Genomic DNA, 26,026 nt, shown 5'->3' with positions numbered 1-26,026 from the left:
TAAGCTAAAACATCTTTGGAAAATTGCTCTAGAGTACAATCTCCTCCGACAACTCCCATAAGCTTCCCATTTTTATAAATAGGCATTGCGTAGGTTAAAATATGATTATTGTTCATCAAAGATTGATAAGGACCATATACACTTGATTTTGTTGTCTTTTTAGCTTCTTGATACCATGTTAAATTTTTGAGAGCAAAAGATTTAGAATCCAATATTTTTCTATCTGACAAAAGAACTCTTCCAGAATTTTCAAAACCTAAAAAAACAAGTTTAAAGCCAAAAGCTTCTTTGAAAGATTCTAACAAACTAAAGATTTCTTCATCGTTGCCTTTATCTAATACTTTTTCAATTTCTTTAGCCAAAACCTCCATTGCAACTCGTCTGCTTTTTCCATAATTATCAAATGTCATTGCAACATCTTCTACGGTTTTTAGTTGAGTGCTTTTAAGTAATTCAAAAGTGTTATTTTTAGATTCAAAATAGCTAATAGCACTTGTGATAGCTAATATAATAACTATCAAAACACCTATATAAAAAGTTAATTTTAACGATACGCCAAAAGATTTTGTTTTTTCTTTCATTTTTTCTCCTAAAATATTTTTATTCATTTAGAAAATTGGTTTTAATATTCTAAATATGAAACACCTAATAATAAAAGAATAAAATGAAGCGAATGTGAAATGTGAGCTAAATGTGCTTGAAAATAAAGTTAATAAATTAATAAAAATTGTTTAAGCAAAAAAGATATAGCTTTAAAAAAACTCTTTAAAGCTTTAATATAAAATACAAAATAATTAAAAACTATTTTAAAATTTGATTTTTATCGCGACATAAATTTTGCCAATTTGAAGGTTTTAATTTTAAACATTGTTGCAAACTTTCTTTTTCAGCTTGAGTATTTTTCATTCTCTCATAGGTTAAACTTTGTATATACAAAGCCCTTGCTCTATCATCATCAGAAAGTTTTAATTTTAATAAATCAGTTAAAACAGCTAAAGACTTTTCATTTTCATTCACTTTAGCTAAAGTGTCTAGATAAATAAATTCAAGATTTGGACTATAAAGATTAATTCCTTTTAAATTTTGATAATCAATAGCCTTAGGAGCATAAGTAAGAATCGTTGTTTGCATCTTATGATCATCTGCATAAGATAATAAAGTATCATAGGCTTCTACCATATTGAAATTCATTGGAAAAGTCTCTAAAATTTTTAATACACTAATAGCCTTATTATAATCATCCATTTTTAAATAAGATAAAAATTGCAAATAGTAAGCTTTAAAATTCTCCTCATCACTTTTTAAAATTTTTGACTCGGCTATTTCTTTGGCAATTTTTAAAACTTGCCTATACTGCTTGTTATCATAAAGCATTGATGCTTTTTTTAATCCAAAAAATATAGGATCTTCATTATAATTTTTATCCGTATAATCCATAGCTTCTTCAACTTTAGAAGTTCTGATAAAACAATCTAACATATGTTTTTTATCATTTATTTTTTGCCCTATTTCATAAGATTTAAATTGTGCAAAAATAGCCGTTGCTTCGATACAATTATCAGATTTTAATTTGCTATTTAAAAGATCAACCACGGCTTGCTGTAATAATTTTAAAGAATTAGGAAGTTTTCTTTCTTCTATTTGTTTTTTATATCCCAAAATAGCACTAAAATTTCCTTCTTTATAATAAAGCTGCATATCTTTATCTAAAGCTTTATTAACTATATTTTCATCTTTTTGAGCATATTCTTTTATAAGCATGGCATAATGTTTATGTGAAAGTGTAGAATTTTCATCATCCATCGCAAAAAACAACTCATCTCTAGCTTTTCTAATCTCATCTAAATATTTACCGTCGTCTAAATACTCATTTAAATATAAATTAATATATTTTTTAGCTTCATTCACTTTTCCTACTCGAGACAAACTTAAAGCTAAGTCTTTTAAAACTTCCTCATATTTTTGACTCACTCTTGACATTTTATTAAAAATATTTTGATAAATATTAGAGCTGATACCGTATTGCTTATTTTGATCAAAAAGTTTGGCAAGATCTAAAGATCTAAATCTATCTTTTCCAAAATACTGCGGATTAGCTTTTAAAATCGTATTTGCGTACTCCATTGCTTTATTTATGTTATTATTTAAAATGCTATCTTTAGCCAAAGCCATCGCCGCTCTAGCAGCTAAATCTAAATTCTTGGTATTTAGATAAATATCTTCATAAATATCCATAGCTTTACTTCTTTCTCTTAAGCTATAAAGATAATCGGCATAATCAAGCTTTGCTAATTGAGAAAAATAATTATTAGGTTGATTATTTAAAATTGACATCATATAATTAATATCAGAATTCTTAGATAAAGCAATGTAAGCTCTTAGCATTATATAAGATACTTCGAAAAAATTTCTATCACTTGTAAAAGTTCGAGTCCAATTTTTAGCATCTGCAATCATTTTTTCTAAAATTTTTCTGTCCCTAAAGCTAGGATCTTGAGTATAAAGTTGATTTTCAGCTCTTAATTTATAAAGAATAAATTCGCTCATAAAAATACTCTTTGCGTAACGCTTTATTGCATTATCAGCATCAATAGCTACTTGTTGATAATTTGCTTTATCATATTCATCTTTAATGCGTAAATAAGTATTAATATCCGCACTTTGAGGAATAACAACGGGATTAGAATTTAAATCAAGTGCTCCTACATAAGGTAAGCTTTCATACGGAAAATTAATACCAAAATTAAGCCCATCATAATCTCTTTTTCTGATTAAATTATCAGTGAAGACAAAAGTAAAGCCCTTGCTTTTATGAGAAGTGGAATTGCTTAATTCTTTATCAATATATATATTTTGAGATAAATCAAACATTCTTGCGTCTGTTTTAGGCAATATAACCATTTTAATTTTTTGAGTTTCTTTGAAAAATTTCAAATCAAATGTTGCAAAATTTTGATTATTTAAAGGAGTATCGACAATACCTGGAATAATACATTCAAAATGTATTTTATTTTCAGTTACAAATTTTTGACAAGTAAAATCTAAATCATTTTGAACATGTAAAACCGCGAAATTTTGCTTATTTTCGCGGCCAGTATTTAAAGTTAATTCAAAAGCAAAAAGAATATAAACATTCAATAAAAGTAAAAATATAATTCTCATAAAATAATTATATTATATTTTTATAAAAATAACACCAAAAATGCTTATTAATACACAAATAGCTAAAACAAAACCTTGTATAAAATTAAATTGCACATAAGAAGCTTCAGAACTACTCTTAACAAAAAGAGCGTGAATAATTACTTTTAAATAAGAATAAAGCATAAATACTGAAGCTAAAGCCATAAATACAGCCAAATACCAATAATCTTCAATAATTAAGGTTTTTAGAACAATAACTTTTCCCCAAAAAGCTCCAAAAGGTGGAATTCCTGCAAGTGAAAGCACACAAAAAGCAAGTGACAAAGCGATTAAAGGTTTTTTGGTCAATAAAGCATTGAGATTTTCAAATGAAGTGAAACGGAAATTACTTAAAATTAAAAACACACCATAATTAGAAAAACTAAACAAGGCCCAATAAATAAATATAGGATTTAAAACCCCTTCTTTAGTATCAAATAAAGGAATACAAGCAGCCAAAACAAAACTAGAATGCACCACAGAACTATAAGCGAACATTTTTTTCACATCTTTTTGACTTAATGCGGCAATTGCAGCGACTAACATAGAAAACACTGCCAATATACTGATAATATTTTCAAATCCAATATGATCAAAAAATCCAAAAAGTCTTAATACTACCACAAACATAGCTATTTTTGGCACTACTGAAATAAAAGCTGCCAAATTTGAATAAGTTGCAAAATATACATCTTTTAACCAAAAATGAAAAGGAGCTAAAGAAAGTTTTACAGCACATAAAACAAAAATCATCACTCCCGCGGTTAAAAGTATAGGATCTTTTTCTAATGCCAATTTTGCATCTAAGTCTAAAGTTCCTGTTTTCATATAAATCAAAGCTGAAGCCATTACGAAAAATCCAGAACCTACAGCAGCAACACTAAAATATTTGATAGCACTCGAAACAGCATTATGAGTTCCACGCATTGCTATAAGAGTATAAAGAGCCAAAGATGATGATTCAAGTCCTATGAAAATTAAAACTAAATTTGAACTCGATACCATAAGCAATAAACTAGAAATCATAAACATAAACAAACTATAAAATTCACCTTTATTTTCATCTTTTTGCATTAAAAGATATAAAAATGAAAAACATAAAATGATTAAAGAACTATAAAAAGAAAAGATATCATTATTTAAAGTTCCTAAAAATGCCTTTGATGCACCTAAACCAGAAGAAGATACATTACTTAAAATTAAAAAAGTACTAACGATCAAAGATAAAGCACAAGTGCCTATATAAAATGTCCTATGAAATTTTCCAAAAGCCGAGCACAATAAAAGAATAATAGCAATAGCAATTAAAAACAAAAAAGGATAAGATAAGGAGATATTTAAATTACTGATATTATCTAAATCTAACATTGTTTTCTCCTTTAATATGATTTAAAAAATTTATATTTTCTTGATTTATGGCTCTTGTTTTCATTAATTCAACAAGAGAATTAACATTTTTTTCTAGTGGATTTAAGAAAATTTTTGGAGCTAAACCCAAAGAAAAAATTAAAAAAGCTACCATAACAAGAGTAATAATTTCTCTTGTATGTAAAGAAAAACTTTCAAGATTTGTATCTTGTTGCATAAAAAACATTTTTCTAAATACAGCAAGCATATAAATCGCTCCAAGTATGATCACAAATCCCGCTAAAAACGCATAAAGCAAACTTACTTTAGCAATACCTAAAAGAGCTAAAAATTCTCCTACAAAAGATATGGTTAAAGGTAAAGAAATACTCGCTAGCAAAATCAAAGCAAAAAAGATAGTAAATAAAGGCGCCTTGCGTGCTAAGGAATGATAATGTGAAATCTCTAAAGTTCCATATTTTTTATATAAAAGTTCAGCCATTAAAAACAAACTTCCAGTAACTAAACCATGTGCAAACATATAAAATACAGCTCCTGTGATTCCTAAAATATTTAAAGAAAAAATCCCTAAAACCATAACTCCAATATGAGAAATGGAACTATAAGCGATCAATTCTTTTAAATTTGAGGCACGATAGGCAATTAAAGCATTATAAATAATACTTACGATACATAAAGCTGCAATTAAAGGTATAAAATAAACACTCGCATCCGGAAAAAGTGGCAAACAAAAATGTAAAAAACCAAAAGGAGCCATTTTAAAAGCAACTAGCATCATAGAAACTAAAATTGGCGAATTTGCATAAACTTTTGGTGCCCATGTGTGCAATGGAAAAAGAGGTGCTTTAATAGCAAAAGCAATGAAAAATGCTCCAAAAAGTAAAAGTTGTTCATTGAAACTAAATGCAGAGGCATTATTTTTCCAAATTTCTAAATCAAATGTGAAAACATTTAAAAGTTTATAAGTAGCATACGCTTGATAAATTAAGGCTAAGAGCATTAAAATAGAACCGGCAAAGGCATAAATGAAAAATTTAATACCTGGTCTATAATCCTTGCCGTAAACACCCATGATATACAGCAAAGGTAAAAGAGAAAATTCCCAAAATACATAAAACAATAAACCATCAAGTGAAGAAAATAGCCCCATAATGGCAAATTCTAAAAAGAAAATACAAGAAACAATTGCCTTTTTTTCAATTTTTAAAAATAAAAAACTTAAAAATATCATTAAAGAGCTCAAAAGCATCAAGACTAAAGAAATACTATCTACTCCAACATGATATTCAAATAAATTAGCTATTTTAAAAGGGAGTTTGTATTCAAAATCAACCCCATTAATTCCATCAAAGAAAAATTTAGCATTTAAAGCAAGTATAATTAAACTCGCCAAAACGCTAAAAATCTTTACTCCGCCACGGTTTAAAATAAGAGCAATCAAACCAGCGGCTAGAGGAAATAAAATTAAATAATTTAGCATTTTACACCATCCTTGCCAAAATAAGTAAAATCACAAAACCAGCCACCAAAAATCTAAGCATTAAATTTAAGCTATTTGGCATAATCATTTTTTTAGAAATTAAATTAGCATAAAAAGAAATTTTTTCAACAATTGCATCAAAAATAAAAACATCGCAATGTTTCATAATTGCACATAAACTTTCGTATTTATTTACTATAAATTTATGATAAAAATGTGGTATAAAATAATCATTACTTAAAAGTTTGTGTATTTTGTTTTCTTCTATGCTTGGTTTAAACCAAGAAAATTTATACGCAATGATAGCCAAAAGTATCCCTAAAATTCCTGCTGCACTGGCACAAATCATCACGATATGATCTTGAGCATCTATAAATACAAGCTTAGAGCTAATATATTTAAAAAAGCTGTGTTCAAAAAATCCTGAAACAATTGCCAAAATCATCAAAGGAGTCATGGCTAAAAGTGCTATTTTACTTGCTTCATGTGGGTGTGCATCGTGTCTTGAATTGGTAAAAAATACAAGCATTAAAAGCCTAAAACTATAAAAAGCTGTCATAAAAGCTGCAATTAAAAGCACTAAAAATATTCCATGATTATGAATTATAAAAGAATATCCTAAAATCAAATCTTTTGAGAAAAATCCTGCAAAAGGATAAATTCCTACCAAAGCTAAAGATCCTATAGTCATAAAAATAGCCGTGATTTTTAAAGGTTTAAATAATCCACCCATTTTTTTAATATCTAAGTTATCATTCATAGCATGCATTACGTTTCCAGCACCTAAAAATAATAAAGATTTGAAAAAAGCATGGGTTGCCAAATGAAACAAAGCTATACCATAAGCTCCAAGTCCAGCCGCTACAAACATATATCCAAGTTGAGATAAAGTAGAATACGCTATGATACGTTTTAAATCCCTTGCCACCAAAGCCATAGAAGCGGCAAATATAGCCACAAAAGCTCCAAGAATAGCTATAAAATAAGAAACTTCAGGAACCAAAGAATAAATTTCTCCTGCTCTAATAACCAAATAAACCCCAGCTGTAACCATGGTTGCAGCATGGATTAAAGCTGAAACTGGAGTAGGTCCCGCCATCGCATCAGCAAGCCAAGTATGAAAAGGAAATTGTGCAGATTTTCCCATAGCACCTATAAATAAACAGCTTGCTATTAAAATCAAAGCATTATGATCAAGGTTTTGCACCTTGGAAAAAACTTCATCATAATTTAAAGTTCCCACTTGGATATAAAGCCAAAAAATTCCTAAAAGCATACCCAAATCAGCAATTCTATTCATAATAAAAGCTTCATTAGCCGCAAAAGAATAGGTATTATTTTTATACCAAAAGCCTATTAAAAGCCAAGAACAAAGTCCAACACCTTCCCAACCTACAAAAAGACCTAAAAAGTTATCACTTGTGATTAAAAAAAGCATGGAAAAAACAAAAAGTCCTAAGTAGGCAAAAAATTTGTTAAATCCCTCATCGTGTGCCATATAAAAAATGCTATAAAAATGCACACAAGTAGCCACAATACCGACAACACACATCATTGTAAGTGAGATAGAGTCTATATTAAAACCAAAATTAACCCCTATAAACCATTCAAAAAAACTTATATTACCGCTAAAATTATTAAAAAGCAAGTACAAAGAACAAAAAGTTCCAATGGCTATAAGTATCCCGCATATATAACCTACAAAAATCTTTCTTTGGCTTAAAGAAAAACAACTTGCAAATAAAAAGGATATAAAAGGACTCAATAGTGAAACTAAAACTAAATTTTGCATACTAAGCCTCCTCTTTTAAACTTTTTAATTCTAATGTGCCATTTTTTCTATACCAAAGCACACATAAAGCTACTCCAACAGCCACTTCACAAGCTGCAATACCTATGATAAAAAGTGCAAAAACTTGACCATTTAAATCTTGATGCATTTTTGAAGCAGCTACTAAAGCTAAATTTGCAGCATTGAGCAAAATTTCACTTGAAATAAATAACATAATGAGATTTTGTCTTTTTAAAATTCCAATAAGTCCAATCACAAACATTAAAATGGCTATAAAAAAATATTTTTCTATCATTGTTTTTCCTTTAAAAGCTCTTTGTGAGTAAGTACTATGGCACAAACAAGAGCAATCAAGAGTAATATAGCTATCAATTCAAAGCCTAAAAGATATTTTGAGAAAACCTGTAAAGCAAGTTGCTGATTATTATTAAATAAAGTTAAATCTTGCAAAGGTAGATCTGTTTTTACATTTTGATATTTAAAACCTAAGATAGCAAATAAAAGAAAAATGGCACTTAAAAATATCAAAACAAAAAAACTTTTTTTAGCTTTAATCTTTTCTTTAAATTCTTTAGAAGCATCAAAAAACATCATAGCAAAGCTATAAATTCCAAGCACAGCTCCACCATAAACGATGATTTGTATCGCACCTAGAAAATCTGCATCTAATAAAAAATAAAATCCTGATAAAAATACCATTCCTCCAGCTAAAGCTGAAAGAGAATAAAGCATAGTTTTGCTTAAAACCGCTATTAAAAAAAATCCTAAGACAAATATGCTAAAAAATACAAAGGCTAAAGTTTCTATCATTTGACTTCTCCTTGTGAATTTTGATCTTGAGTTTCTAAGGCTTTATTTTGCATTGCATCATAATAATTTGGAGTTTTCTTAACCAATAAATCAGCATCTTTTCTTAGACTTCCAGCTCCTTCAAATTCTACTTGCTGTTTTAATTTGTCAATAGGAGTTAAAAAATCTTGCTTATAGCCAAAATAAGATCTTTGCTCTGCTGCATTTTCATATTCTAAACCATGAACTATAGCAAGTTCTGGACATACTTCAGCACAAAATCCACAATAAATACAACGCCCCAAATTAATACTATAATTATTTACTTTTTTGCGTCCATCTTTATCTAGGGAGGTCTCCATTCTTATACAATTACTGATGCAAATTTTTTCACAAAGCCCACAACCTATACATCTTTCATTTTCACTTTCTATAAAACGCATAAGCCTATGCACTGCACGATAACGATTATCAAGTTGGAGTTTTTCTAAAGGATATTTTATGGTTGCACTATTATTTCTTTTAAGCATTTCACGCATCACCACCCATAAACCCACAAAAAGCTCAAGTTTGATACTTCTTTTTAAGGCTTGTAAAATTTTTTGCCACGTCGTAACGGGCGTTTTTCTTTTTTCATCAACCAAATAATAATTTTTCATTTAAACTCCTATAAAAGCACTGCTAAGGCTGTAATTAAAAGATTTAAAACTGCCAAAGGAATTAAAATTAAATAACACATCCTCATTACCTGATCAGGACGCAATTGAGGAAAAGCGGCTCTAGCCCAAAAATACCAAAAGAAAATAAATACTGATTTTAATATCATCATAATCCAACCAGGAATAATCCAAAAGCTATTAAAACCTCCTAAAAATAGCAAAGAAATTAAAATAGCACCCGCTATCATACTAGCATATTCACCGATGAAAAACATACCCCAACGAAGTCCGGAATATTCTGTTCCATAACCAGCAACAATTTCAGCATCGTTTTCTGTTAGACAAAGCGGAGTTCTATTGGTTTCGATAAAAAGAGCTATAACAAAAAGTATAAAAGCTAAAGGTTGTTTAAAAATAAGCCAAGACAAAATTCCATCGTTTTGATAATTATTAATATCCACCAAAGAAAAAGAACCCACAAGCATCACAATAGCCATTAAAGCCAAAGCTCCAACGCTTTCATAAGAAATGATAGCTACAAGCCCTCTTGCAGCGCCCAAAATAGACCATTTGTTATTACTTGAAAGCCCACCTAAAAATACAGCATAAAAACAAAGTCCAGAAGTTCCTATAACAAAAAGTAAAGCTACATTAATATCAGAAATTAAAGGCTGGATAATATGCCCAAAGAGTGTAAATTCGGGCAACATTGGAATAGCTGCTAAAGAAACAAAGGCGCAAATAGCAGACAAAAGAGGTGCTATTGCAAAAATAATTTTTTGAGAATTATAAGGAATAATATCCTCTTTTGTGAAAAGCTTGATCATATCAGCAACAAGCTGAATCAAACCAAAAGGACCGACCATATCAGGCCCTATACGACGTTGAAAATACGCCAAAACTTTTCTTTCAGCATAGGTTGCAAGTCCTGCTAAAGTCGCAAAAAATGCAACCACAATAACGCATTTTATTAAAGTTACTAAAACAAAAAAAGCAAAATCACTCATTGTTTGCTCCTATTTTTTGTATTTGTGCTAAAATAAATCTTTGATCAAAAAAGCTCAAAGTATCTATCTTTTCATCAAAATATGGTAAATAAGCTCCGTTTTTTAGATCCTTATCCACACGCACACTTAAGCTTATTTCTTTATTATTTATTGTAATTTTTACTAAGTCTTTATCTTTTAAATTTCTTTCATTGGCTAAATTTTCACTGATTCCAATAAATATTGCTTCATTGATCGCACTTGCACGATTTGAAAATCTACCAAATTGATAACTAGGATTTGCACTATAAAGCAAAATATCATTATCTTTTGGCTCTAAAGTATTAGAATTTGGAGCTAAAAATTCTTTCTTAGCGTTTTTCTTAAAACAATCTAAATTAAGCTGATAGCCCCTTTTGCATTCTCCGCCATTGGTGTAATAATTTTCCAAATTATCAAATTCAATAGGAGAAAAACCTTTATCCATAGGAAGTCTCTTTGTATAATCAATGGTATATTCTTGATCAAATCCTAAAGCATTAGATAAATCATTTAAATAATATCCGCCAAATTCTAAAGCAGCATTTGTTGGAACTACTCTTTTATCATAATTTAAAAATGTTCCTTCTTGCTGATTTAAACTAGAACTCGCCAAATCAGCGTGCTCTTCATAAGAAAATGTAAAATCTCCTTTTTCATTATAACCCAAAGTTTTACCTTCTGCTTTATCAGCGCTTAAATCACAAATCATCGCTACACCCAAAGTATTAGTATGCGTAGGATTTAGAAAAACTTTAAAAGGAGTGCTTGTTTGTATTAGTGCTAATAACTTAGCAAGTTTTTTAGCATCATGGTGGAAGTAAAAATCGCTACCAACCACAAGAGTAAATTTAGACTTTTTAAGCAATAAATCCTCAAGCTTATCTTCATCCAAACCTAAATTTTTAGCAAAAACAGAACGTTGCACTTCTATATTCTTTTTTACTTTTTTTGGAACAAGTTTTTTCGCTTCTTTTTCGATCTCATTGCCTTCTTCGTCTTTTTCTACAACTTTTTCAATCACTTCTTCATTGATCGTTTCTTCAATTTCTTTATTTTCTTTAACAAAAAATTCAGCTAAATGAGCCTTAATGCTTTCATCTGTTGTAAATTTTTGAAGCAAGAAATATAAAATTTGCTCTTCATCTCCACTTTTATGGATACATGAAAGAAAATTCTTAGAATATTTTTCAACACCCAAATCCCCTATAGGATGAAAATAAAGCCCTGCTCCTTTATTCATTACTAAAGAATTATTAACTTTGTAACTTAGAGTTGGCGCATCATATCTTAATAAAGTTCCTAAAACTACCAAAAAATCGCTCTTGGTGATATCATCACTTACGGCATTATACATTTCTCCTGAATTTTCTATAAATTCATTAAGAAATTCTTTAAATTTTAAAGCCTCTTCATTAATAAGATTGAGATTAAACTTATGCTTTAAATTTTGCAAAATCAAAGCTTCTTCATTGGTTATAAAGCTATTGAATTTAATATTTTTAATTTCATTTTTTTCAAAAAGTGCTACAAGTTCATTAAAAGCTTTTTCGTCTTTAGTAGCTTCATTTTGCGTATCAAAACCAAATCTTGCTGCTTTATTTAAAGTTGCAAAAGCAAAATCATTACTCACGCGATAAATTTTAGGCTTTTGATCGCTAATTCCACTTTGTTTGATATCATAATACATAAGCTCACAATCACTAGAATGAGGATTTGCTGCTGGAATTCTTGTAAGCTCCCAAGCATTAGAGCTGTATTGAAATTTTGATCCGATCAAAGCTCCCGTTGGGCATACACTTGTACATTCTCCACAAAAGGAACAATTTAGACTTTCACCATTGGATGGGCCGATTAAACTTTTTTGGAATTTTGTCCAAATTGCATAAGCATCTTTGCCCATTGTTTCTTTAAAACCAGCATCTACAGCATCTCCTCCACGTGGAACAGTTTTTAAAGCACTTTCGCCGATCTTATCCTTACAAACTGTGACACAGCGTTCGCAAACTATACAAAGAGCTGGATCATAATTGATCATCCCCCAATGTTTATGTGGTTTATGAGTGTCTTTTATCCAATGTCTTTGTACATTCACTCTTGTTTTGTGTGTGAAATTTTGAAGCTCACATTCACCGGATTTATCACAAACTCCACATTCTAATGGGTGATTGATACAATAAGCTTGCATGATCTCATTTCTCTCATCCCATAAATTTTGCAAATCACTTTCTACAACCATACCGTCTTTTGCTTTGGTATTGCAAGAATAAACCTTTTTACCATCAGCCTCTACCATACACATACGACACGCTAAAGTAGGGCTACAACCGGTCAAATAACAAATTGCAGGAATAAAAATATCATTTCTTCTTGCTATATTAAGGATATATTCGCCTTCTTCAAAGGCGCAATCTATACCATTTATTTTAACTGTCATTTTGCTTCCTTTATGCGAATTTGAGTAAAATCAAAACCAAAATTTTCATGATTTAAAAAACCAATAGTGCCTTGTAAATTTTCATCTAAACAAAGTGTGGTTTTAAGATTGAAATCTTTGGCTAAAATTTCTACTTCGCTTTGATCTTTGCATTTTGAAATTTGTAAAAATTGCTTTGAGCAATGTAAATTATTGTCATCCAAATCAGCCTTAAAAAGCACTAATCCATCGTAATTATCCAATTCTTTTAAAGGATTAAATTTTGCATTTTCAAAATGGCATTCTTTTTCATTGCTGTCTAAAATTTTAAGCTGATACTTTTGGCTTAAAAAATTTAAAAAATATTTTATATTTTCACTGTCTTTGTATAAATCAATATTTTTATCTATGATTAAATATTTTGCCGTTTTTAAAAAATTCAATGTATCGCTTGCTTCTTCTTCCCCAAAACAAGATTCAGCACTTAAATAACCTTCATCTAAATCTTTAAAAGTATTTTCATCACTCATTTTACAAAGCAAGGCTAAAACAAAACTCAAACTTGCAATTTCACATTTATAAAATTTAGCTTTTAAAAACTTATCCTCTAAACAAGAAATATTAACATTCTCACCCTGAATTCTTGTGCATAAATCTTTATTTTTAATGCTTGGCATATCTAAAAAACAAAGTGCCTTTTCATAAATCATACACTTTCCTTTTTGATAACGATAGTCCAATCGACTTGATTAAATTTTAAAGAATTAAGAAGTTCGCATCCATTTTCTTTTACAAAAGAAAAACTTTTTTCTACAGCAGAAAAATCACCGATTTCAAAAAGAATCACCAATACTTCCCCTACCTTAGCCTCTTTAATAGTCTGTGCTAAATCCTCAAAGAGCGCTTTGCTCTTTCTTAAATCTACTCTTCTCATCGATCAATCTCACCTAAAACTATATTTACATTACCCATGATCGCAACCACATCCGCTAAATACGTTCCCACTAACATTTCTTCAAAAAAAGAACAATGCCAATAACTAGGAGTTCTAGCTTTTAAACGATAAGGTCTTCCGCTTCCATCACTATGGATAAAAAATCCTAACTCGCCTTTTGGACTTTCAGTAGGCACATAAACTTCACCTTTTGGAGGCTTTAAGCCTTGAGTAACTAAAACAAAATGTTGCATGAGTGAATAATTTTGTGTCAAAATTTGCTCTTTTGAAGCACTAACATATTCTGGATGGTTAGCTAAAATTTCAGGCGGCGTATCCTTATAAAGGGCTGCACATTGTCTTAAAATTTTAAGACTTTCTCTAAATTCTTGCATATAAACTTTATATCTTGCATAAGAATCACCTTGAGTTGCATAAGGCACACCAAAATCCACTTCATTATATAGCAAATAAGGTTCTTCTTTGCGTATATCATAGCAAATTCCGCTTCCTCTTAAAAGTACTCCACTACAACCCCAATTTAAAACTTGTTCTTTAGTTACCACGCCAACATTTTCAGTTCTTAAACGCCAAATTCGATTATCATCTAATAAAGCTTCATAATCAGCGATATCTTTAGGAAATTTATCGCAAAAAGCTAAAAGTTCTTGTAAAAAGCCTTCAGGCAAATCAAGCATCACTCCTCCAATTCTCATTGAAGAATGTGTAAGTCTCGCTCCACAATACTTTTCAATCAAATCTAAAACATATTCTCTTTCTCTAAAACAATATAAAAATACAGTCATAGCTCCGATATCAAGTGCGTGAGTTGCAAGCCAAAGCAAATGCGATCCTATACGATTAAGTTCTAATAATATCATACGAATCACTTGGGCTCTGCGTGGAATTTCCAAACCACATAATTTTTCAACTGCAGCACAATAAGCATAGTTATTTGAAGAAGCTGCAACATAATCCATTCTATCGGTTGTAGGAATAAATTCTTGATAGATCATATTTTCAGCCATTTTCTCCATACCGCGATGCATATAACCTATAGTTGGACGTGCCTTCACGACCTGTTCCCCATCAAGCTCTAAAATAAGACGTAAATTTCCGTGTGCTGAAGGGTGTTGAGGCCCTAAATTGATAATCATTTTTGAATCTTCTTGTTCAAAAGCTATATTTTCATAATAAGGTTTTAACTTGCTAGGAATTTGCATTTTAACGCCTTTTCTCTAAAATTTTTGCTTGATCGCGTTTGACTTTTTTCACAAAAGCAACGCCCTCTTCTTCTTGATATTCTTGTTTGAAAGATATTTCTTTAGGATTAGCTCCTTTAGCGGTTTCATGATAAATTCTTGCAAAATTAAGAGTATCTTTATCATCCACAAAGCCAGAATCTCTTTGTTCAGGTCCAACAACTTCACGATATTCTTTTCCAAAAATTCTATCAATTTCATACCATTGTGCAAACTCATCTCCTTTTAAAGGATAGGTTTTTAAAAGAGGGTGACCATACCAATCATCAGGCATCAAAATACGTTTTAAATTTGGATGATTGATGATAAATATTCCATACATATCATAAATTTCTCTCTCGCTCCAATTGGCTCCTTTAAAAACGCTAGTAACGCTTTGCAATCTTTCTTTAACGCCTACAAAAGTTTTAACTCTTACTCTTAATTTTTTATCGATATTTAAAAGCTGATAAAAAACCTCAAAACCATTTCTAGAAGCAACAAAATCAATAGCACTTGCTTCAGTGAAAGATACATAGCCTAGATTTTTAAGAATTTGCAAGGTTTTAATATTATCTTCTTTATTGATTTGAATCACCCAAAAATCAAGCTCTATAAAAGAATCTAAAATTCCAATTTGCTCTTTTAAAATTTCATAATCTTGTTTAAATTCACTCTCATCAACATTGATCTTAGCTGTATATGGAGCATGATAAAATCTATCTTTATAATAATTTTTTAATTGAACATCTTTTTTATCACTATATTTTCTCATCTTTATACCAACCTTTTTGGTGCAATTTTACGACTTGCTTTTTCTTTACGAATTCTTTTTTGTAAAATCATCAAAGCAAATTGAAAACTTTCAGGACGAGGAGAGCAACCTGGTACATAAATATCTACCGGTATAATACGATCCACTCCTTGTACCGTAGAATAAGTATTAAACATTCCTCCGGTATTTGCACAACTTCCCATTGAAATAACCCACTTAGGTTCAGGCATCATATCGTAAAGTCTTCTTGTAAATTCAGCGTGTTTTTTACTCAAAGTTCCTGCGATAATCATCACTTCGCTATGACGAGGAGAAGCTCTAAAAATAGTTCCAAAGCGGTCAAAATCGTATCTTGAACCTCCTGCTGCCATCATTTCTATAGCACAGCACGCCAAACCATAAGATAAAGCCCATAAAGAATTACTTCTACCCCATTGAACAAGCTTATCAACACTAGTTAAAACTACTGGTAAACCGCTAGCATAATTTATTTGATGCTCTGCCATGCAAACGCTCCTTTTTTATATGCATATAAAAAACCTACTCCTAAAAGTAAAATAAAAATTAACACTTCTAAAAGTCCAAACCATCCTAGGATTTTAAAAATCAAAGCCCAAGGAAATAAAAATACGACTTCAATATCTAAAAGAATAAATATCAAAGCGACAATAAAAAATTGAGAATTAATTTTATTTGCTTGTTTAACAGGTATAGGACCACATTCATAAATTCCAAGTCCTAGTCTTTTTCGATTTTTTGAGGCAAAATTATTGCCGATTTTTGAAGCTAGAAAAACCAATCCAAAAAAGATTACACTAGCAAGCACTATCATTAAAAAGATACCAAAATAAGGGTGTGCCACATCTATATGAGACATTTGCTCTCCTTCTTTAAATTTAAACATTTTTTATTGTCTTGCAATAAAATTTTATCCCGCAAAGATAATATTTTACTCTAAAATTTCTATATTAAAACTTAGAATAAAAAAATTTGTGTTAATTTTATATTAAAATTGGATTTTTTTATACTTGAATTTATCAAATAAATTTTTATGATGGGTTATAAAAATATAAGAAATATTGCGTTTTTGCTGGTATTGATTTAAAAAACAAAGAATTTCGTTAGAATTTTTTGTATCAAGCATTGAAGTTATTTCATCTAAAATCAATAATTTAGGTTTTAAAATTAAAGCACGGATAAGTCCTATACGAGAAGCTTCTCCGCCGCTTAATTCATAAGGTTTGCATTCTAAAATTTGTCGCTTTAAGCCAAAACGATCAAAAAAATCAAAAATCACCTCATCATTCTTTTCTAAATTAAAATTTTCCAAACCATCCTGTATTAAATTCTTAATTTTTTTATAGGGATTTAAAGCCATTTTTTGATCTTGAAAGCAATATTGTATTTCTTTTCTTAAAACTCTTTGTTTTTCTTTGTTGATCTTATGTACATTGTGATTTTGATATAAAACTTCACCCTCATTTGGATCTTCTAAAAAACAAAGTATTTTTGCCAAAGTCGTTTTTCCACAACCACTTTGCCCTAAAATCATTAAATTTTCACCTTTTTCTAGAGAAAAATTAATATTTTTAAAAACTGTATATCTTTCTTTTTTTAAATACCAATGTTTTTTTATCTCATAAAATTTACTCAAATGATGCACTTTAAGCATTCATATTTCCTAAAAATTGATCCAAAGTATAAAGTTTAGTTTTATCTTTTTCTATGAGAAGAATTTCATCAGCCAAAGAATGTACTAAATGCAAATCATGAGTGATACAAACCAAAGCAATATCTTTTTTTAACTCTTTTAAAATTTGAATGATTTTTTGATTATTTTTTTCATCCAATGAAGCATTTACCTCATCACAAATTAAAATTTCTGGCTTGTGCAATAAAGCTAAAGCTAAACTTACTCTCCTAGCCATCCCTACACTTAACTCATGAGGATAAGAATGCCATAATAAATCCAAATTTTCAAAACCCAATTTTTCAAAATAAGAAAAAACATATTTTTTATACTCTTTTTGATTTAAATTTGTATGAGTTTTTAAAATAAAAGAGCATAATTTTCCTAAGTCCATATAAGGATATAAACTTAACTCGCTATCTTGCAACACTAATGCGACTTTAGATCTAAATTCTCTAAGTTGATTTTTCTTTAGCTTTAAAATTTCAACTCCATTGAAACTAAATTCATCAGCAGTTAAACTAAATTTAGAATCCAAAAGCCTCACTAAAGCTTTACTTAATAAACTTTTTCCTACTCCACTTTCTCCTAGCACCGTTAAAGCTTGACCTTTTTTTAACTCAAAGCTAATATTTTTTAGTAAAATTTTATTTTTAAAACTTATATTTAAATTTTTAACTCTCAAGATCTCACTCCCCAGCGATCCTGTAAAAAATTACCCAACCATAAAAGCGGTAAAAAAAGTAATATAAGAGTTAAAAGTGGAAAAAATATTACCCACCAAGCTCCTACAAAAACTGCTTTTGAAAAATCATTTAACAAAATTCCCAAAGTTGGAATTTCAAACCCCATGCCAAGCCCAAAAAAACTTAAAGTGGATTCTGTAGCAATAGCATGGATAATATTAAAAACAAAAAGTGTAAAAATCAATGATTTTAAAGCCGGCAAAAGATCTTTTAAAAAAATTTTCAAAGGAGTTCTTCCTAAAACTATACTTGCTTTATAAAATTCCAAACTCTCTAATTTTTTTAATTCACTCTCAAGCATCCTAGCGACGAAGCACCAATGTATTAAAGCGATTAATACACTCATGAGTAGCATATTTACACTCATAAAATTTTGAAAAAACATCAATAATAAAAAAGCAGGAAAGGCTAAAAAAAGATCTAATATTCTCACCCAAAAAGTATAAAAAAATAAACGTGCCAAAAAAAGATAAAAAATCGCAAAAAAAATGGATAAAAATGAACCAAAAACTCCTATTAATAAAGAATTTCTCAAAGCAAAAAGCAAACGAGAATACAAGTCTCTACCTAAAAAATCCGTACCTAAAATATAAATTTGATTTGGAGCTTGATAAGCATTTTGCAAATGTATTGATAAAATATCAAACGAAGCTAAAAATGGCGCTAATAAAGCCAATATAGATAAAACGATTAAGGGTGAAAGATAAATAAAAATCTTAAACAAAAGAAAACTTTCTTAACTTTGGATTTAAAATTTGAGAAATTATATCACTTAAAAAACTTAGCAATGTCGCAAAAAGAACACTTAAGAACAATAAAGCCAAAACCACAGGAAAATCTTTATAAATAATGCTTTGAATCAATAAAAATCCAATCCCACTAAAATTAAAAATATTTTCTACAATATAAGTTCCCATGATGAAATTTAAAGCAGTAGCTCCAAAATAAGAGATAATCGAACCTAAACAATATTTTAAAACCAAACGATTAATATCACTTTGTTTTAAAGCTCTAGCATAAAGATTTTGTATAAAAATTTGAGAAAAACTCTCATGGATAAGATTTCTTGCTATTCTTAAATATAAAGCCAAATGAGATAAAACAAGAACCAAAATAGGAAAAATAAGATGCTTTAAACGACTAAAAAAGTCATTTTCAAATTCTATATCACCGATTGATAAAAAATGGCCAAAAAAGCTAAAAATAAATATAAAAATCAATGCGATCACCAAAGGAGGCAGGGCGAAAAAATTTAATGTTACAAAAGTAATGATTTTTTCTATAAAACTATTTTTAAAATGATACTCCACAAAAGCCAAAAAAATACTCAAAAAAAATAAAATACCTAGGGCGCTAAAACTTAAAATCAAAGTATTTAAAAACCTTTCTTTTATAATCTTTAACACCCTTTCTCCGCTTAAAAAAGATACACCAAAATCCCCCTTTAAAGCTTTAAAAATCCAATTTCTATATTGAATCAATAAAGGTCTATCGAGTCCTAAATTTTTTTCCACTCTTTTAACAAATTCTTTACTTTGAGTATTGCTACCATTAGCATAGCTTATATTGGCTTTGCTAAAATGTAACATTATAAAGCATAAAAAGGTACTTAAAAAAGCTACTAAAATACCAAAAAATAAACGCGAAAGCACTAGAGCTTAACCCATTCATAAATATTTGAAGTAAAGCCTACACCATGATGACCCAAAATTCTAGACTCAATGCCTTTAATCTTAGCATCATAAACTAAAGCAAAATCTAAATAAACAAGAAAAATAAAAGGAGGATCATCATATAAGGCATCAATAAATTCTTTATAATATTTTTTGCGTTCATTTAGATCAAAAGTATTTCTAGCCCTAAATAAAGAATCATCAACTTTTTTATTATGATAATGCCCAAAATTCCAACCTTGTTCATTTAAATCACTATCTTGAGAGCTTTCAAAAACTCTAAAAGTATGAAAGTCAGGATCAAAAGGACTCCCCCAACCAATAACAAAACTATCAGCCTTAGAATAATCAAAACTACCAGCCGGCTTTGCTACAATCTGCGTTAAAACCCCAATTTTTCTAAATTCACTTTGCAAAATTCCTGCTAAACTTACCCTTAAAGGATCATTACTCATAGCATAAATTTGAAATTTCAATTCTTTTCCATTTTTTTGAAAAATTCCATCTTTATTTTTAGTAAAACCAGCATCCAAAAGCAATTTTTCTGCCTTTAACGCATCATAATTAAAAGAATTAAAATGTTTAGGATTTGCCCAAGAATTTTGCAAAGGATGAAAGGCAACCATGCCATATCCATGCAAGAGATTTTTCACTATACTTTCTCTATCTACGGCATAATTTAACGCTTTTCTTACTCTTACATCTTTTAAAAATTCATTATTTAAATTAAACATTAAAGCTCTATAATCAACCGATTTTTCTCTTAAAATCTTAAATTTTGGATTATTTTTAAAGATATTTAATAAGGAATTGTCGATCAAAGCAGCATCTATAGTGCCATTTTGAAGTTCCATACTCGCAATTAAAGGATCAAAAATATGCTTTATGATTAATTTTGGAGTTTTAACCTTAGCTCGATAAAATTTATCATTAGCTTCTAATTTTACATATTCTCCTTTTTTCCACTCAACAAATTTATAAGCTCCTGTTCCTATGGGATGTTCATTAAAAGAAGCTGTATTTAGATCTTTATTTTCAAGCAAATGTTTTGGCAGTATTCCTATACTTAAAGCATCCAAAAAAGCCGGATAAGGTTCAAAAAGCGTAATTTTTATGTGATAAGGATTGATTATTTCTATTTTTTTTACATTGTCAAAATTAACATACAATGGAGAATTATTTTTCGAATTTTTAAAAGCATCTATACTGAATTTAACATCTTGGGCGCTAAATTTTACTCCATCATGCCACAAAACATCATCCCTTAAAAAAATATCATAAACTAAACCATTTTTACTGATTTTCCAAGACTTTGCTAAATCCGGCTTTAAATTCATATCCTGATCAAAATAAACAAGTCCTGAAAAAATAAGATTAATAAGCACATCATGATCTTCACTATACGCAGGATTTATCCTTGAAATTTCATTTTCCACTGCGATGATTAAAGTATCTTTTGGAATCTTTGCTTGTAAATTCACAAACAAAACTAAGATAAAAATCCAAAATCTAAACATCTTTTTCCTTAAAAATTGTATTTATTTAATTATAAAATAAAACCAAACAAGCCACAAGCCCCTAGAGGGGATAAATCAATATAAAATTTTTACATTACAAAATTTAAATATTTATAAAAACTAAAATAAATATAAATATTGATTAAATATCAAAATTATACAATCAAACCCCTATTTTAAGATATTTTTAGTCTTAATTTTACTTGAATTTTATATTTTTTTGGAATATAATGATTAAATATTTTGTAACAAAATACAAAGGAGCATACATGCAGCAAAATCGTAGAGATTTTTTAAAATGGAGTTCTTTATTTGGTGGTTTAGCTTTAACTCCTATGCAGTTAAGTTCGAATTTATTAAAAACCTCGCCCATAGTAACAAAATGGGCAGGATGTAATGTAAATTGTGGAACAAAATGTCCTATTAAGGTTCATACTCAAGATGGGGTTGTAAAATACGTTAGCACGGACAATGAAGGAGAAGATGAGTTTGACACACGTCAAGCTAGAGCTTGTGTTAGAGGAAGAAGTTCAAGATATAAGGTTTATAATGCCAATCGACTTAAAAGGCCTTTAAAAAGAGTAGGTAAAAGAGGAGAAGGTAAATTTATGCCTATTTCTTGGGAGCAAGCTTTCGATGAAATCGCTTCAAAAATGAAAGAGGTAAAAGAAAAATACGGAAATGAAGCATTTTTTATCACCTATGCTACAGGAACCACCGGAACTATTATCAATCGCTGCACTTCAGGCCCTTGGGCAAGACTTTTAAGTCTATATGGAGGTTATCTAAATTATTATAATTCTTACTCAACAGCGCAAATTACAAATGCAATGAATTATTTTTATGGAGGATCTCCTGCAAGCGATATCGCGACTCTACGTTCTGCAAAACTCGCTATCTTTTTTGGTGCTAATCATGTAGAAACTAGAATGGGCGGAGGTGGCATAGGCTATGCTTATCATAAAGCTTTAGAAGAAAGTGGTTGTAAGATTATCCATATTGATCCAAGATATAATGATTCTTGCATAGGGCATTGTGATGAATGGATTCCAATAGCTCCTGGAACGGACGCAGCTTTAATCGCAGCTTTAGCCTATGTGATGATTAAAGAAAATTTACTAGATAGAAAATTCCTCGATACCTATACTATAGGTTTTAGTGAAAATACCCTACCAAGCGATGCACCTAAAAATTCAAGTTATGAAAGTTATGTTTTAGGAACTTATGATGGTATAGAAAAAACTCCCGAATGGGCGAGCAAAATCACAAAAATTCCATCTCGTCGCATCACTCAACTTGCAAGAGAAATCGCTTTAACCAAACCTTGTTTTATCGAACAAGGCTGGGGAGTACAAAGACATTCTAATGGGGAGCAAAATGCAAGAGCTATTGCAACTTTAGCTTGCATGATAGGAAGTATAGGAATAAAAGGAGGCAATACAGGTTGTCGCACCGGATCAAGTAAAACTTACGATATTATGGGAATGCCTTATAAAAATCCTATTAAAGATTCTATTCCTTGTTTCTTATATACCGATGCTATTTATCGCGGTAAAGAAATGACAGATCTTAGTGATGGGGTGCGTGGAACAAAACAACTCAAACAAAATATCAAATTTATCTTCAATACAGCAGGAAATTGTTTAACCAATCAGCACAGTACCATTAAAGAAGTCGATCGTATTTTAAGCGATGAAAGTTTGTGTGAATGCATCGTTGATATCAATGTTACAAGAACACCCTCTAATAATTATGCTGATTATATTTTGCCTGATGCAACTATGCTAGAACAAGAAGATTTTATTAGGCCTAGTGCGGGGTATTATAGCGATAGGCCTTATATTATCTATTGTCAAAAAGCTATAGAGCCTGTGGGCGAGGCAAAACCTATTTATGAAATGTGTATCGAACTTGCCAAAAGATTAGGTATAGAACAAGAATTTAGTGAAGGAAAAACTCAAAAAGACTGGTTAAAATATCTTTATGAAGAAAGTATGAAAAAAAATCCACTCTTGCCAAGTTTTGAAGAAATGTGCGAAAAAGGACTTGTAAAATTTGATCCGGTTAAACCTGTTGTCGCACTTGAAGATTTTATAAAAGATCCTATCAATCATCCTTTAAAAACCCCAAGCGGTAAAATTGAAATTTATAGCAATGAACTTGCTAAAATGCAAAAAACTTGGAAATTAAGAGAGGGGCAACAAATCGTTCCTATTCCTGTATTTGAAAGTCAAAGAGAAGGCATACTTGATCCTTTAAAAGAAAAATATCCTTTGCAATTTTACGGATATCATTACAAAGGAAGAACCCATTCTAGTTTTTGGGAAATTCCGCAAATTAGAGAAACAAACCCTCAAGAAATTTGGATCAATCCAATAGATGCTAAAGAAAGAGATATTAAAACAGGAGATATGATCCAAGTTAGAAATGACTTAGGTATTATCCAAGGAATGGCTAAAGTAACACCAAAAATCATACCAGGTTGTGCGGTCACCCCTCAAGGAGCGTGGGCTAAATATGAAAATGGTATCGATGTAGGAACTTGCGTTAATTCTTTAGCAAGTATAGTGCCAACTGCTATTTCAAAAGGCAACGGACAACATTCCATTTTAGTGCAAATTGCAAAAGTTTAAGGAGATAAAATGAATTTAGAAGAAAACTCACAATTTGGTTTTATGCTTGATCAAAGCAAATGCGTAGGCTGTAGAACTTGTTCTTTATCTTGTAAAGATTATAAAAATATGCCTGTGGGAGTAAATTTTCGCCGTGTTTTTGAAACAGAAGGAGGTAATTGGACTTGTAAAGAAGAAGATGGAAGTGTAGAGCAAAACGTTTTTGCTTATTATACTTCTATATCTTGCAATCACTGCTCTAATCCGGCTTGTTTAAAAGCTTGTCCTACGGGTGCAACTATGAAGGTAAAATGGGGTATAGTGAAGGTTGAAGATAGTATGTGTATAGGATGTAAAGCCTGTGCTATGGCTTGTCCTTATGGCGCTCCACAATTTAATCACGAAAGCGGACACATGAGTAAATGTGATGGTTGCTATGATAGACTCAAAGAAGGAAAAAATCCAATTTGTGTGGATTCTTGTCCTTTTAGAGCTTTAAAGGCTGGAGATATCGCTAAATTAAGAGAAAAACATGGAAATTTAGCTTCAATCACTCCTTTGCCTGATGCAAGTATCACGCATCCAAATTTATGTATAGTGCCTGAAAAACATAGCTTACCTTCAGGAAATAAAAGCGCAATCTTTCATTTGCCACAAAATTATCAAGGAGTAAAAAATGACATCCTTTAATCATATTTTTAGCGAAATGCCTTTAGTGCTTTTTACCATACTCGCACAAGCCTTTATCGGGCTTAGCTTTGTCTATGCTCCTGCTTTTTTAAATGGCTATAAAAATTTTACTCATTTAAAATCTTTTGGGCTTTTTTTAGGTATAGCTATGATCGTAGCTTTTATACCTTCTTTTTTTCACTTAAATGACATAACACATATTTTTAATGTTCTTAACCGACTTGGATTTTTTTATGCTAATAATCAATGGTATGTAGGTTGGATGAATAATGAAATTTTATTCTCTTCTCTTGTTTGTGTTTTTGGCTTTTTACTTTATTTTAAAAATAAAAAATGGATCTTTTTTCTAACATTGCTATGCGGAATTTTAGGAATTTTCTTTATGAGTGGCGCTTATGGTTCTATGCAAAAAAGTGTGCCGACTTGGAATTTTAAAATCACTTTGCTTTATTTTTTTGCTAGTGCGATTTTTTTGGGTTCTATTCTTTATTATTGTTTCTTTGAAGAAGGTGAACACGAAAGAAAAATGTCTTTTTTTGCAGGGCTTATTGGTATAGGATTATTAAGTACGGCTATTGTTTTACAAACCTTGCACGTAGGACAAACTTGGATTATGGGACTTGTCAATCCTTTTGAGCTTTTAGGGGGAACTTATATTTGGTTTATAGGATCATCTTTTGCATTTTTGGGATTAAGCATCACTTGTTGGTATTTAAATAACTATCTTTATGAAAAATTCCAAAGTAAATTTTTTACCTATTTTGCTCTATTGTGTGCTTTTATAGGAGTATTTATCACTAGAATGCTATTTTATGGTCTAATAAGCACACAAATTATGCTAGGACACTCTTAATGAAACATCTAGCAATAGATATTTTCATTACTTTTTTAAAAAATCCACCTAAACAAGATTTGCTAGAGAAAATTCAAGAAGAACAACTCTGGCAAAGGTGGTTTTTAAAAAATGAAAATCCTTTACAAAAAGAAGCTTTAAGGCTACTAAGTCATTCTAAAGAAGATGAAAAGGCAATAGGATATGATTTTACTTGTCTTTTTTTAAGCGATATTGATTTTGTCAAAGCTCCGCCTTATGCTTCTTTTTATCTTGATAAAGATAAAGAAATTTACTCAAGTAATTCTGAAAAAGTCAAAAATATCTTTTTAAAATACAATTTTTTAAATTTTTTAGAAAATGAACCTCAAGATAGCTTGATTAATGAACTTTTATTTATCAAAGAATTGCTAAAAAATGATGACAAAAAAACCTTGAAAGAATTTTTAGAAAAAGAGTTTTTCACTTGGTTTAATACTTGGAACGATGACTTGGAAAAAACAGCAAAAAGCGATTTTTATAGAGGTTTAGCTATGCTTATGGGAGATTTTTTTAATGATTTGAAAAATTAACATAGGTTATTTTTTTATCCTTTGATTTTATA

The 26,026-nt window shown here is 29.9% G+C and carries 25 protein-coding genes; 4 read left to right on the top strand and 21 right to left on the bottom strand.

Features of this window, described 5'->3' with window-relative positions:
- The 21 genes from H2279_RS05635 to H2279_RS05535 form a co-directional block, all read right to left on the bottom strand.
- Positions 1-581, bottom strand: a 581-nt coding sequence (locus H2279_RS05635; RefSeq protein WP_337195868.1) for a PDC sensor domain-containing protein, incomplete at its 3' end; no start/stop codon positions are given.
- A gap of 220 nt (positions 582-801) precedes the next feature.
- A complete protein-coding gene (locus H2279_RS05630) occupies positions 802-3,162 on the bottom strand; it encodes a tetratricopeptide repeat protein (protein WP_337195867.1) in 2,361 nt (786 codons plus the stop codon).
- A 12-nt stretch (positions 3,163-3,174) separates the two neighbouring features.
- A complete protein-coding gene (locus tag H2279_RS05625) occupies positions 3,175-4,551 on the bottom strand; it encodes an NADH-quinone oxidoreductase subunit N (RefSeq protein ID WP_337195866.1) in 1,377 nt (458 codons plus the stop codon).
- A complete protein-coding gene (locus H2279_RS05620; protein WP_337195865.1) occupies positions 4,535-6,031 on the bottom strand; it encodes an NADH-quinone oxidoreductase subunit M in 1,497 nt (498 codons plus the stop codon). Before H2279_RS05620 ends, H2279_RS05625 begins: the two co-directional genes overlap by 17 nt.
- A 1-nt stretch (position 6,032) precedes the next feature.
- Positions 6,033-7,823 (bottom strand): NADH-quinone oxidoreductase subunit L, encoded by a 1,791-nt coding sequence (nuoL, locus tag H2279_RS05615; RefSeq protein ID WP_137624009.1) that lies wholly within the window; start codon positions 7,821-7,823, stop codon positions 6,033-6,035.
- A gap of 1 nt (position 7,824) precedes the next feature.
- The gene (gene nuoK / locus H2279_RS05610; protein WP_137624010.1) at positions 7,825-8,118 is read right to left on the bottom strand and encodes an NADH-quinone oxidoreductase subunit NuoK; all 294 of its coding nucleotides are present in this window, start codon (positions 8,116-8,118) and stop codon (positions 7,825-7,827) included.
- Positions 8,115-8,633, bottom strand: a complete 519-nt coding sequence (locus H2279_RS05605) for an NADH-quinone oxidoreductase subunit J (RefSeq protein ID WP_337195864.1) — start codon at positions 8,631-8,633, stop codon at positions 8,115-8,117. The genes nuoK and H2279_RS05605 overlap by 4 nt, the downstream gene beginning before the upstream one ends.
- On the bottom strand, positions 8,630-9,271 hold the full coding sequence (gene nuoI / locus H2279_RS05600) for an NADH-quinone oxidoreductase subunit NuoI (RefSeq protein ID WP_137624012.1): 642 nt from the start codon (positions 9,269-9,271) through the stop codon (positions 8,630-8,632). Before nuoI ends, H2279_RS05605 begins: the two co-directional genes overlap by 4 nt.
- An 8-nt stretch (positions 9,272-9,279) precedes the next feature.
- Positions 9,280-10,278, bottom strand: a complete 999-nt coding sequence (gene nuoH, locus H2279_RS05595) for an NADH-quinone oxidoreductase subunit NuoH (protein WP_137624013.1) — start codon at positions 10,276-10,278, stop codon at positions 9,280-9,282.
- Positions 10,271-12,733 (bottom strand): NADH-quinone oxidoreductase subunit G, encoded by a 2,463-nt coding sequence (locus H2279_RS05590; RefSeq protein ID WP_337195863.1) that lies wholly within the window; start codon positions 12,731-12,733, stop codon positions 10,271-10,273. The genes nuoH and H2279_RS05590 overlap by 8 nt, the downstream gene beginning before the upstream one ends.
- Positions 12,730-13,422 carry a hypothetical protein gene (locus tag H2279_RS05585; protein WP_337195862.1) on the bottom strand — a complete coding sequence of 231 codons (693 nt, stop codon included), beginning with the start codon at positions 13,420-13,422 and terminating at the stop codon, positions 12,730-12,732. Before H2279_RS05585 ends, H2279_RS05590 begins: the two co-directional genes overlap by 4 nt.
- On the bottom strand, positions 13,419-13,646 hold the full coding sequence (locus H2279_RS05580) for an NADH-ubiquinone oxidoreductase subunit E family protein (protein WP_137624016.1): 228 nt from the start codon (positions 13,644-13,646) through the stop codon (positions 13,419-13,421). The genes H2279_RS05585 and H2279_RS05580 overlap by 4 nt, the downstream gene beginning before the upstream one ends.
- Positions 13,643-14,869, bottom strand: a complete 1,227-nt coding sequence (nuoD, locus tag H2279_RS05575; protein ID WP_137624017.1) for an NADH dehydrogenase (quinone) subunit D — start codon at positions 14,867-14,869, stop codon at positions 13,643-13,645. Before nuoD ends, H2279_RS05580 begins: the two co-directional genes overlap by 4 nt.
- A gap of 1 nt (position 14,870) precedes the next feature.
- On the bottom strand, positions 14,871-15,662 hold the full coding sequence (locus H2279_RS05570) for an NADH-quinone oxidoreductase subunit C (protein WP_337195861.1): 792 nt from the start codon (positions 15,660-15,662) through the stop codon (positions 14,871-14,873).
- Positions 15,663-15,664: 2 nt separating this feature from the next.
- The gene (locus H2279_RS05565) at positions 15,665-16,168 is read right to left on the bottom strand and encodes a NuoB/complex I 20 kDa subunit family protein (RefSeq protein WP_137624019.1); all 504 of its coding nucleotides are present in this window, start codon (positions 16,166-16,168) and stop codon (positions 15,665-15,667) included.
- Positions 16,150-16,539, bottom strand: coding sequence for an NAD(P)H-quinone oxidoreductase subunit 3 (locus H2279_RS05560; protein WP_137624020.1), 390 nt, complete (start codon positions 16,537-16,539; stop codon positions 16,150-16,152). The genes H2279_RS05565 and H2279_RS05560 overlap by 19 nt, the downstream gene beginning before the upstream one ends.
- A 129-nt stretch (positions 16,540-16,668) precedes the next feature.
- Positions 16,669-17,334: an ATP-binding cassette domain-containing protein gene (locus tag H2279_RS05555; RefSeq protein ID WP_337195860.1), complete on the bottom strand. Its 666-nt coding sequence runs from the start codon at positions 17,332-17,334 to the stop codon at positions 16,669-16,671.
- Positions 17,327-18,037, bottom strand: a complete 711-nt coding sequence (locus tag H2279_RS05550; RefSeq protein ID WP_337195859.1) for an ATP-binding cassette domain-containing protein — start codon at positions 18,035-18,037, stop codon at positions 17,327-17,329. The genes H2279_RS05555 and H2279_RS05550 overlap by 8 nt, the downstream gene beginning before the upstream one ends.
- The gene (locus tag H2279_RS05545; protein ID WP_337195858.1) at positions 18,034-18,822 is read right to left on the bottom strand and encodes an ABC transporter permease; all 789 of its coding nucleotides are present in this window, start codon (positions 18,820-18,822) and stop codon (positions 18,034-18,036) included. The genes H2279_RS05550 and H2279_RS05545 overlap by 4 nt, the downstream gene beginning before the upstream one ends.
- On the bottom strand, positions 18,815-19,750 hold the full coding sequence (locus H2279_RS05540; RefSeq protein ID WP_337195857.1) for an ABC transporter permease: 936 nt from the start codon (positions 19,748-19,750) through the stop codon (positions 18,815-18,817). Before H2279_RS05540 ends, H2279_RS05545 begins: the two co-directional genes overlap by 8 nt.
- Complete coding sequence (locus H2279_RS05535; protein WP_337195856.1) at positions 19,750-21,288, bottom strand: ABC transporter substrate-binding protein; 1,539 nt, start codon at positions 21,286-21,288, stop codon at positions 19,750-19,752. The genes H2279_RS05540 and H2279_RS05535 overlap by 1 nt, the downstream gene beginning before the upstream one ends.
- Before the next feature lie 269 nt (positions 21,289-21,557).
- Between H2279_RS05535 and H2279_RS05530 the strand changes: the two genes are divergently transcribed.
- Genes H2279_RS05530 through H2279_RS05515 form a run of 4 tightly spaced genes read left to right on the top strand, consistent with a single transcriptional unit; the run spans position 21,558 to position 25,994 of the window.
- A complete protein-coding gene (locus H2279_RS05530; RefSeq protein ID WP_337195855.1) occupies positions 21,558-23,921 on the top strand; it encodes a DMSO/selenate family reductase complex A subunit in 2,364 nt (787 codons plus the stop codon).
- A gap of 9 nt (positions 23,922-23,930) precedes the next feature.
- Positions 23,931-24,590: a DMSO/selenate family reductase complex B subunit gene (locus H2279_RS05525; protein WP_337195854.1), complete on the top strand. Its 660-nt coding sequence runs from the start codon at positions 23,931-23,933 to the stop codon at positions 24,588-24,590.
- Complete coding sequence (locus tag H2279_RS05520) at positions 24,577-25,443, top strand: dimethyl sulfoxide reductase anchor subunit family protein (protein ID WP_337195853.1); 867 nt, start codon at positions 24,577-24,579, stop codon at positions 25,441-25,443. Before H2279_RS05525 ends, H2279_RS05520 begins: the two co-directional genes overlap by 14 nt.
- Positions 25,443-25,994 carry a TorD/DmsD family molecular chaperone gene (locus tag H2279_RS05515; protein ID WP_337195852.1) on the top strand — a complete coding sequence of 184 codons (552 nt, stop codon included), beginning with the start codon at positions 25,443-25,445 and terminating at the stop codon, positions 25,992-25,994. The genes H2279_RS05520 and H2279_RS05515 overlap by 1 nt, the downstream gene beginning before the upstream one ends.
- Positions 25,995-26,026 lie beyond the last annotated feature (32 nt).

The sequence above is a fragment of the Campylobacter sp. B0100352/1 genome (assembly GCF_020135855.1).
GTDB lineage: Bacteria > Campylobacterota > Campylobacteria > Campylobacterales > Campylobacteraceae > Campylobacter_D > Campylobacter_D taeniopygiae.
Note: the sequence above shows the minus strand (reverse complement) of the source record. Positions and strands in the feature narration are given on the sequence as shown.

Bases quoted from the DNA above. Each gene is read 5' to 3' on its own strand.
- H2279_RS05630 (WP_337195867.1), bottom strand. From the start codon at position 3,162: ATGAGAATTATATTTTTACTTTTATTGAATGTTTATATTCTTTTTGCT.
- H2279_RS05625 (WP_337195866.1), bottom strand. From the start codon at position 4,551: ATGTTAGATTTAGATAATATCAGTAATTTAAATATCTCCTTATCTTAT.
- H2279_RS05620 (WP_337195865.1), bottom strand. From the start codon at position 6,031: ATGCTAAATTATTTAATTTTATTTCCTCTAGCCGCTGGTTTGATTGCT.
- nuoL (WP_137624009.1), bottom strand. From the start codon at position 7,823: ATGCAAAATTTAGTTTTAGTTTCACTATTGAGTCCTTTTATATCCTTT.
- nuoK (WP_137624010.1), bottom strand. From the start codon at position 8,118: ATGATAGAAAAATATTTTTTTATAGCCATTTTAATGTTTGTGATTGGA.
- H2279_RS05605 (WP_337195864.1), bottom strand. From the start codon at position 8,633: ATGATAGAAACTTTAGCCTTTGTATTTTTTAGCATATTTGTCTTAGGA.
- nuoI (WP_137624012.1), bottom strand. From the start codon at position 9,271: ATGAAAAATTATTATTTGGTTGATGAAAAAAGAAAAACGCCCGTTACG.
- nuoH (WP_137624013.1), bottom strand. From the start codon at position 10,278: ATGAGTGATTTTGCTTTTTTTGTTTTAGTAACTTTAATAAAATGCGTT.
- H2279_RS05590 (WP_337195863.1), bottom strand. From the start codon at position 12,733: ATGACAGTTAAAATAAATGGTATAGATTGCGCCTTTGAAGAAGGCGAA.
- H2279_RS05585 (WP_337195862.1), bottom strand. From the start codon at position 13,422: ATGATTTATGAAAAGGCACTTTGTTTTTTAGATATGCCAAGCATTAAA.
- H2279_RS05580 (WP_137624016.1), bottom strand. From the start codon at position 13,646: ATGAGAAGAGTAGATTTAAGAAAGAGCAAAGCGCTCTTTGAGGATTTA.
- nuoD (WP_137624017.1), bottom strand. From the start codon at position 14,869: ATGCAAATTCCTAGCAAGTTAAAACCTTATTATGAAAATATAGCTTTT.
- H2279_RS05570 (WP_337195861.1), bottom strand. From the start codon at position 15,662: ATGAGAAAATATAGTGATAAAAAAGATGTTCAATTAAAAAATTATTAT.
- H2279_RS05565 (WP_137624019.1), bottom strand. From the start codon at position 16,168: ATGGCAGAGCATCAAATAAATTATGCTAGCGGTTTACCAGTAGTTTTA.
- H2279_RS05560 (WP_137624020.1), bottom strand. From the start codon at position 16,539: ATGTCTCATATAGATGTGGCACACCCTTATTTTGGTATCTTTTTAATG.
- H2279_RS05555 (WP_337195860.1), bottom strand. From the start codon at position 17,334: ATGCTTAAAGTGCATCATTTGAGTAAATTTTATGAGATAAAAAAACAT.
- H2279_RS05535 (WP_337195856.1), bottom strand. From the start codon at position 21,288: ATGTTTAGATTTTGGATTTTTATCTTAGTTTTGTTTGTGAATTTACAA.
- H2279_RS05530 (WP_337195855.1), top strand. From the start codon at position 21,558: ATGCAGCAAAATCGTAGAGATTTTTTAAAATGGAGTTCTTTATTTGGT.
- H2279_RS05525 (WP_337195854.1), top strand. From the start codon at position 23,931: ATGAATTTAGAAGAAAACTCACAATTTGGTTTTATGCTTGATCAAAGC.
- H2279_RS05520 (WP_337195853.1), top strand. From the start codon at position 24,577: ATGACATCCTTTAATCATATTTTTAGCGAAATGCCTTTAGTGCTTTTT.
- H2279_RS05515 (WP_337195852.1), top strand. From the start codon at position 25,443: ATGAAACATCTAGCAATAGATATTTTCATTACTTTTTTAAAAAATCCA.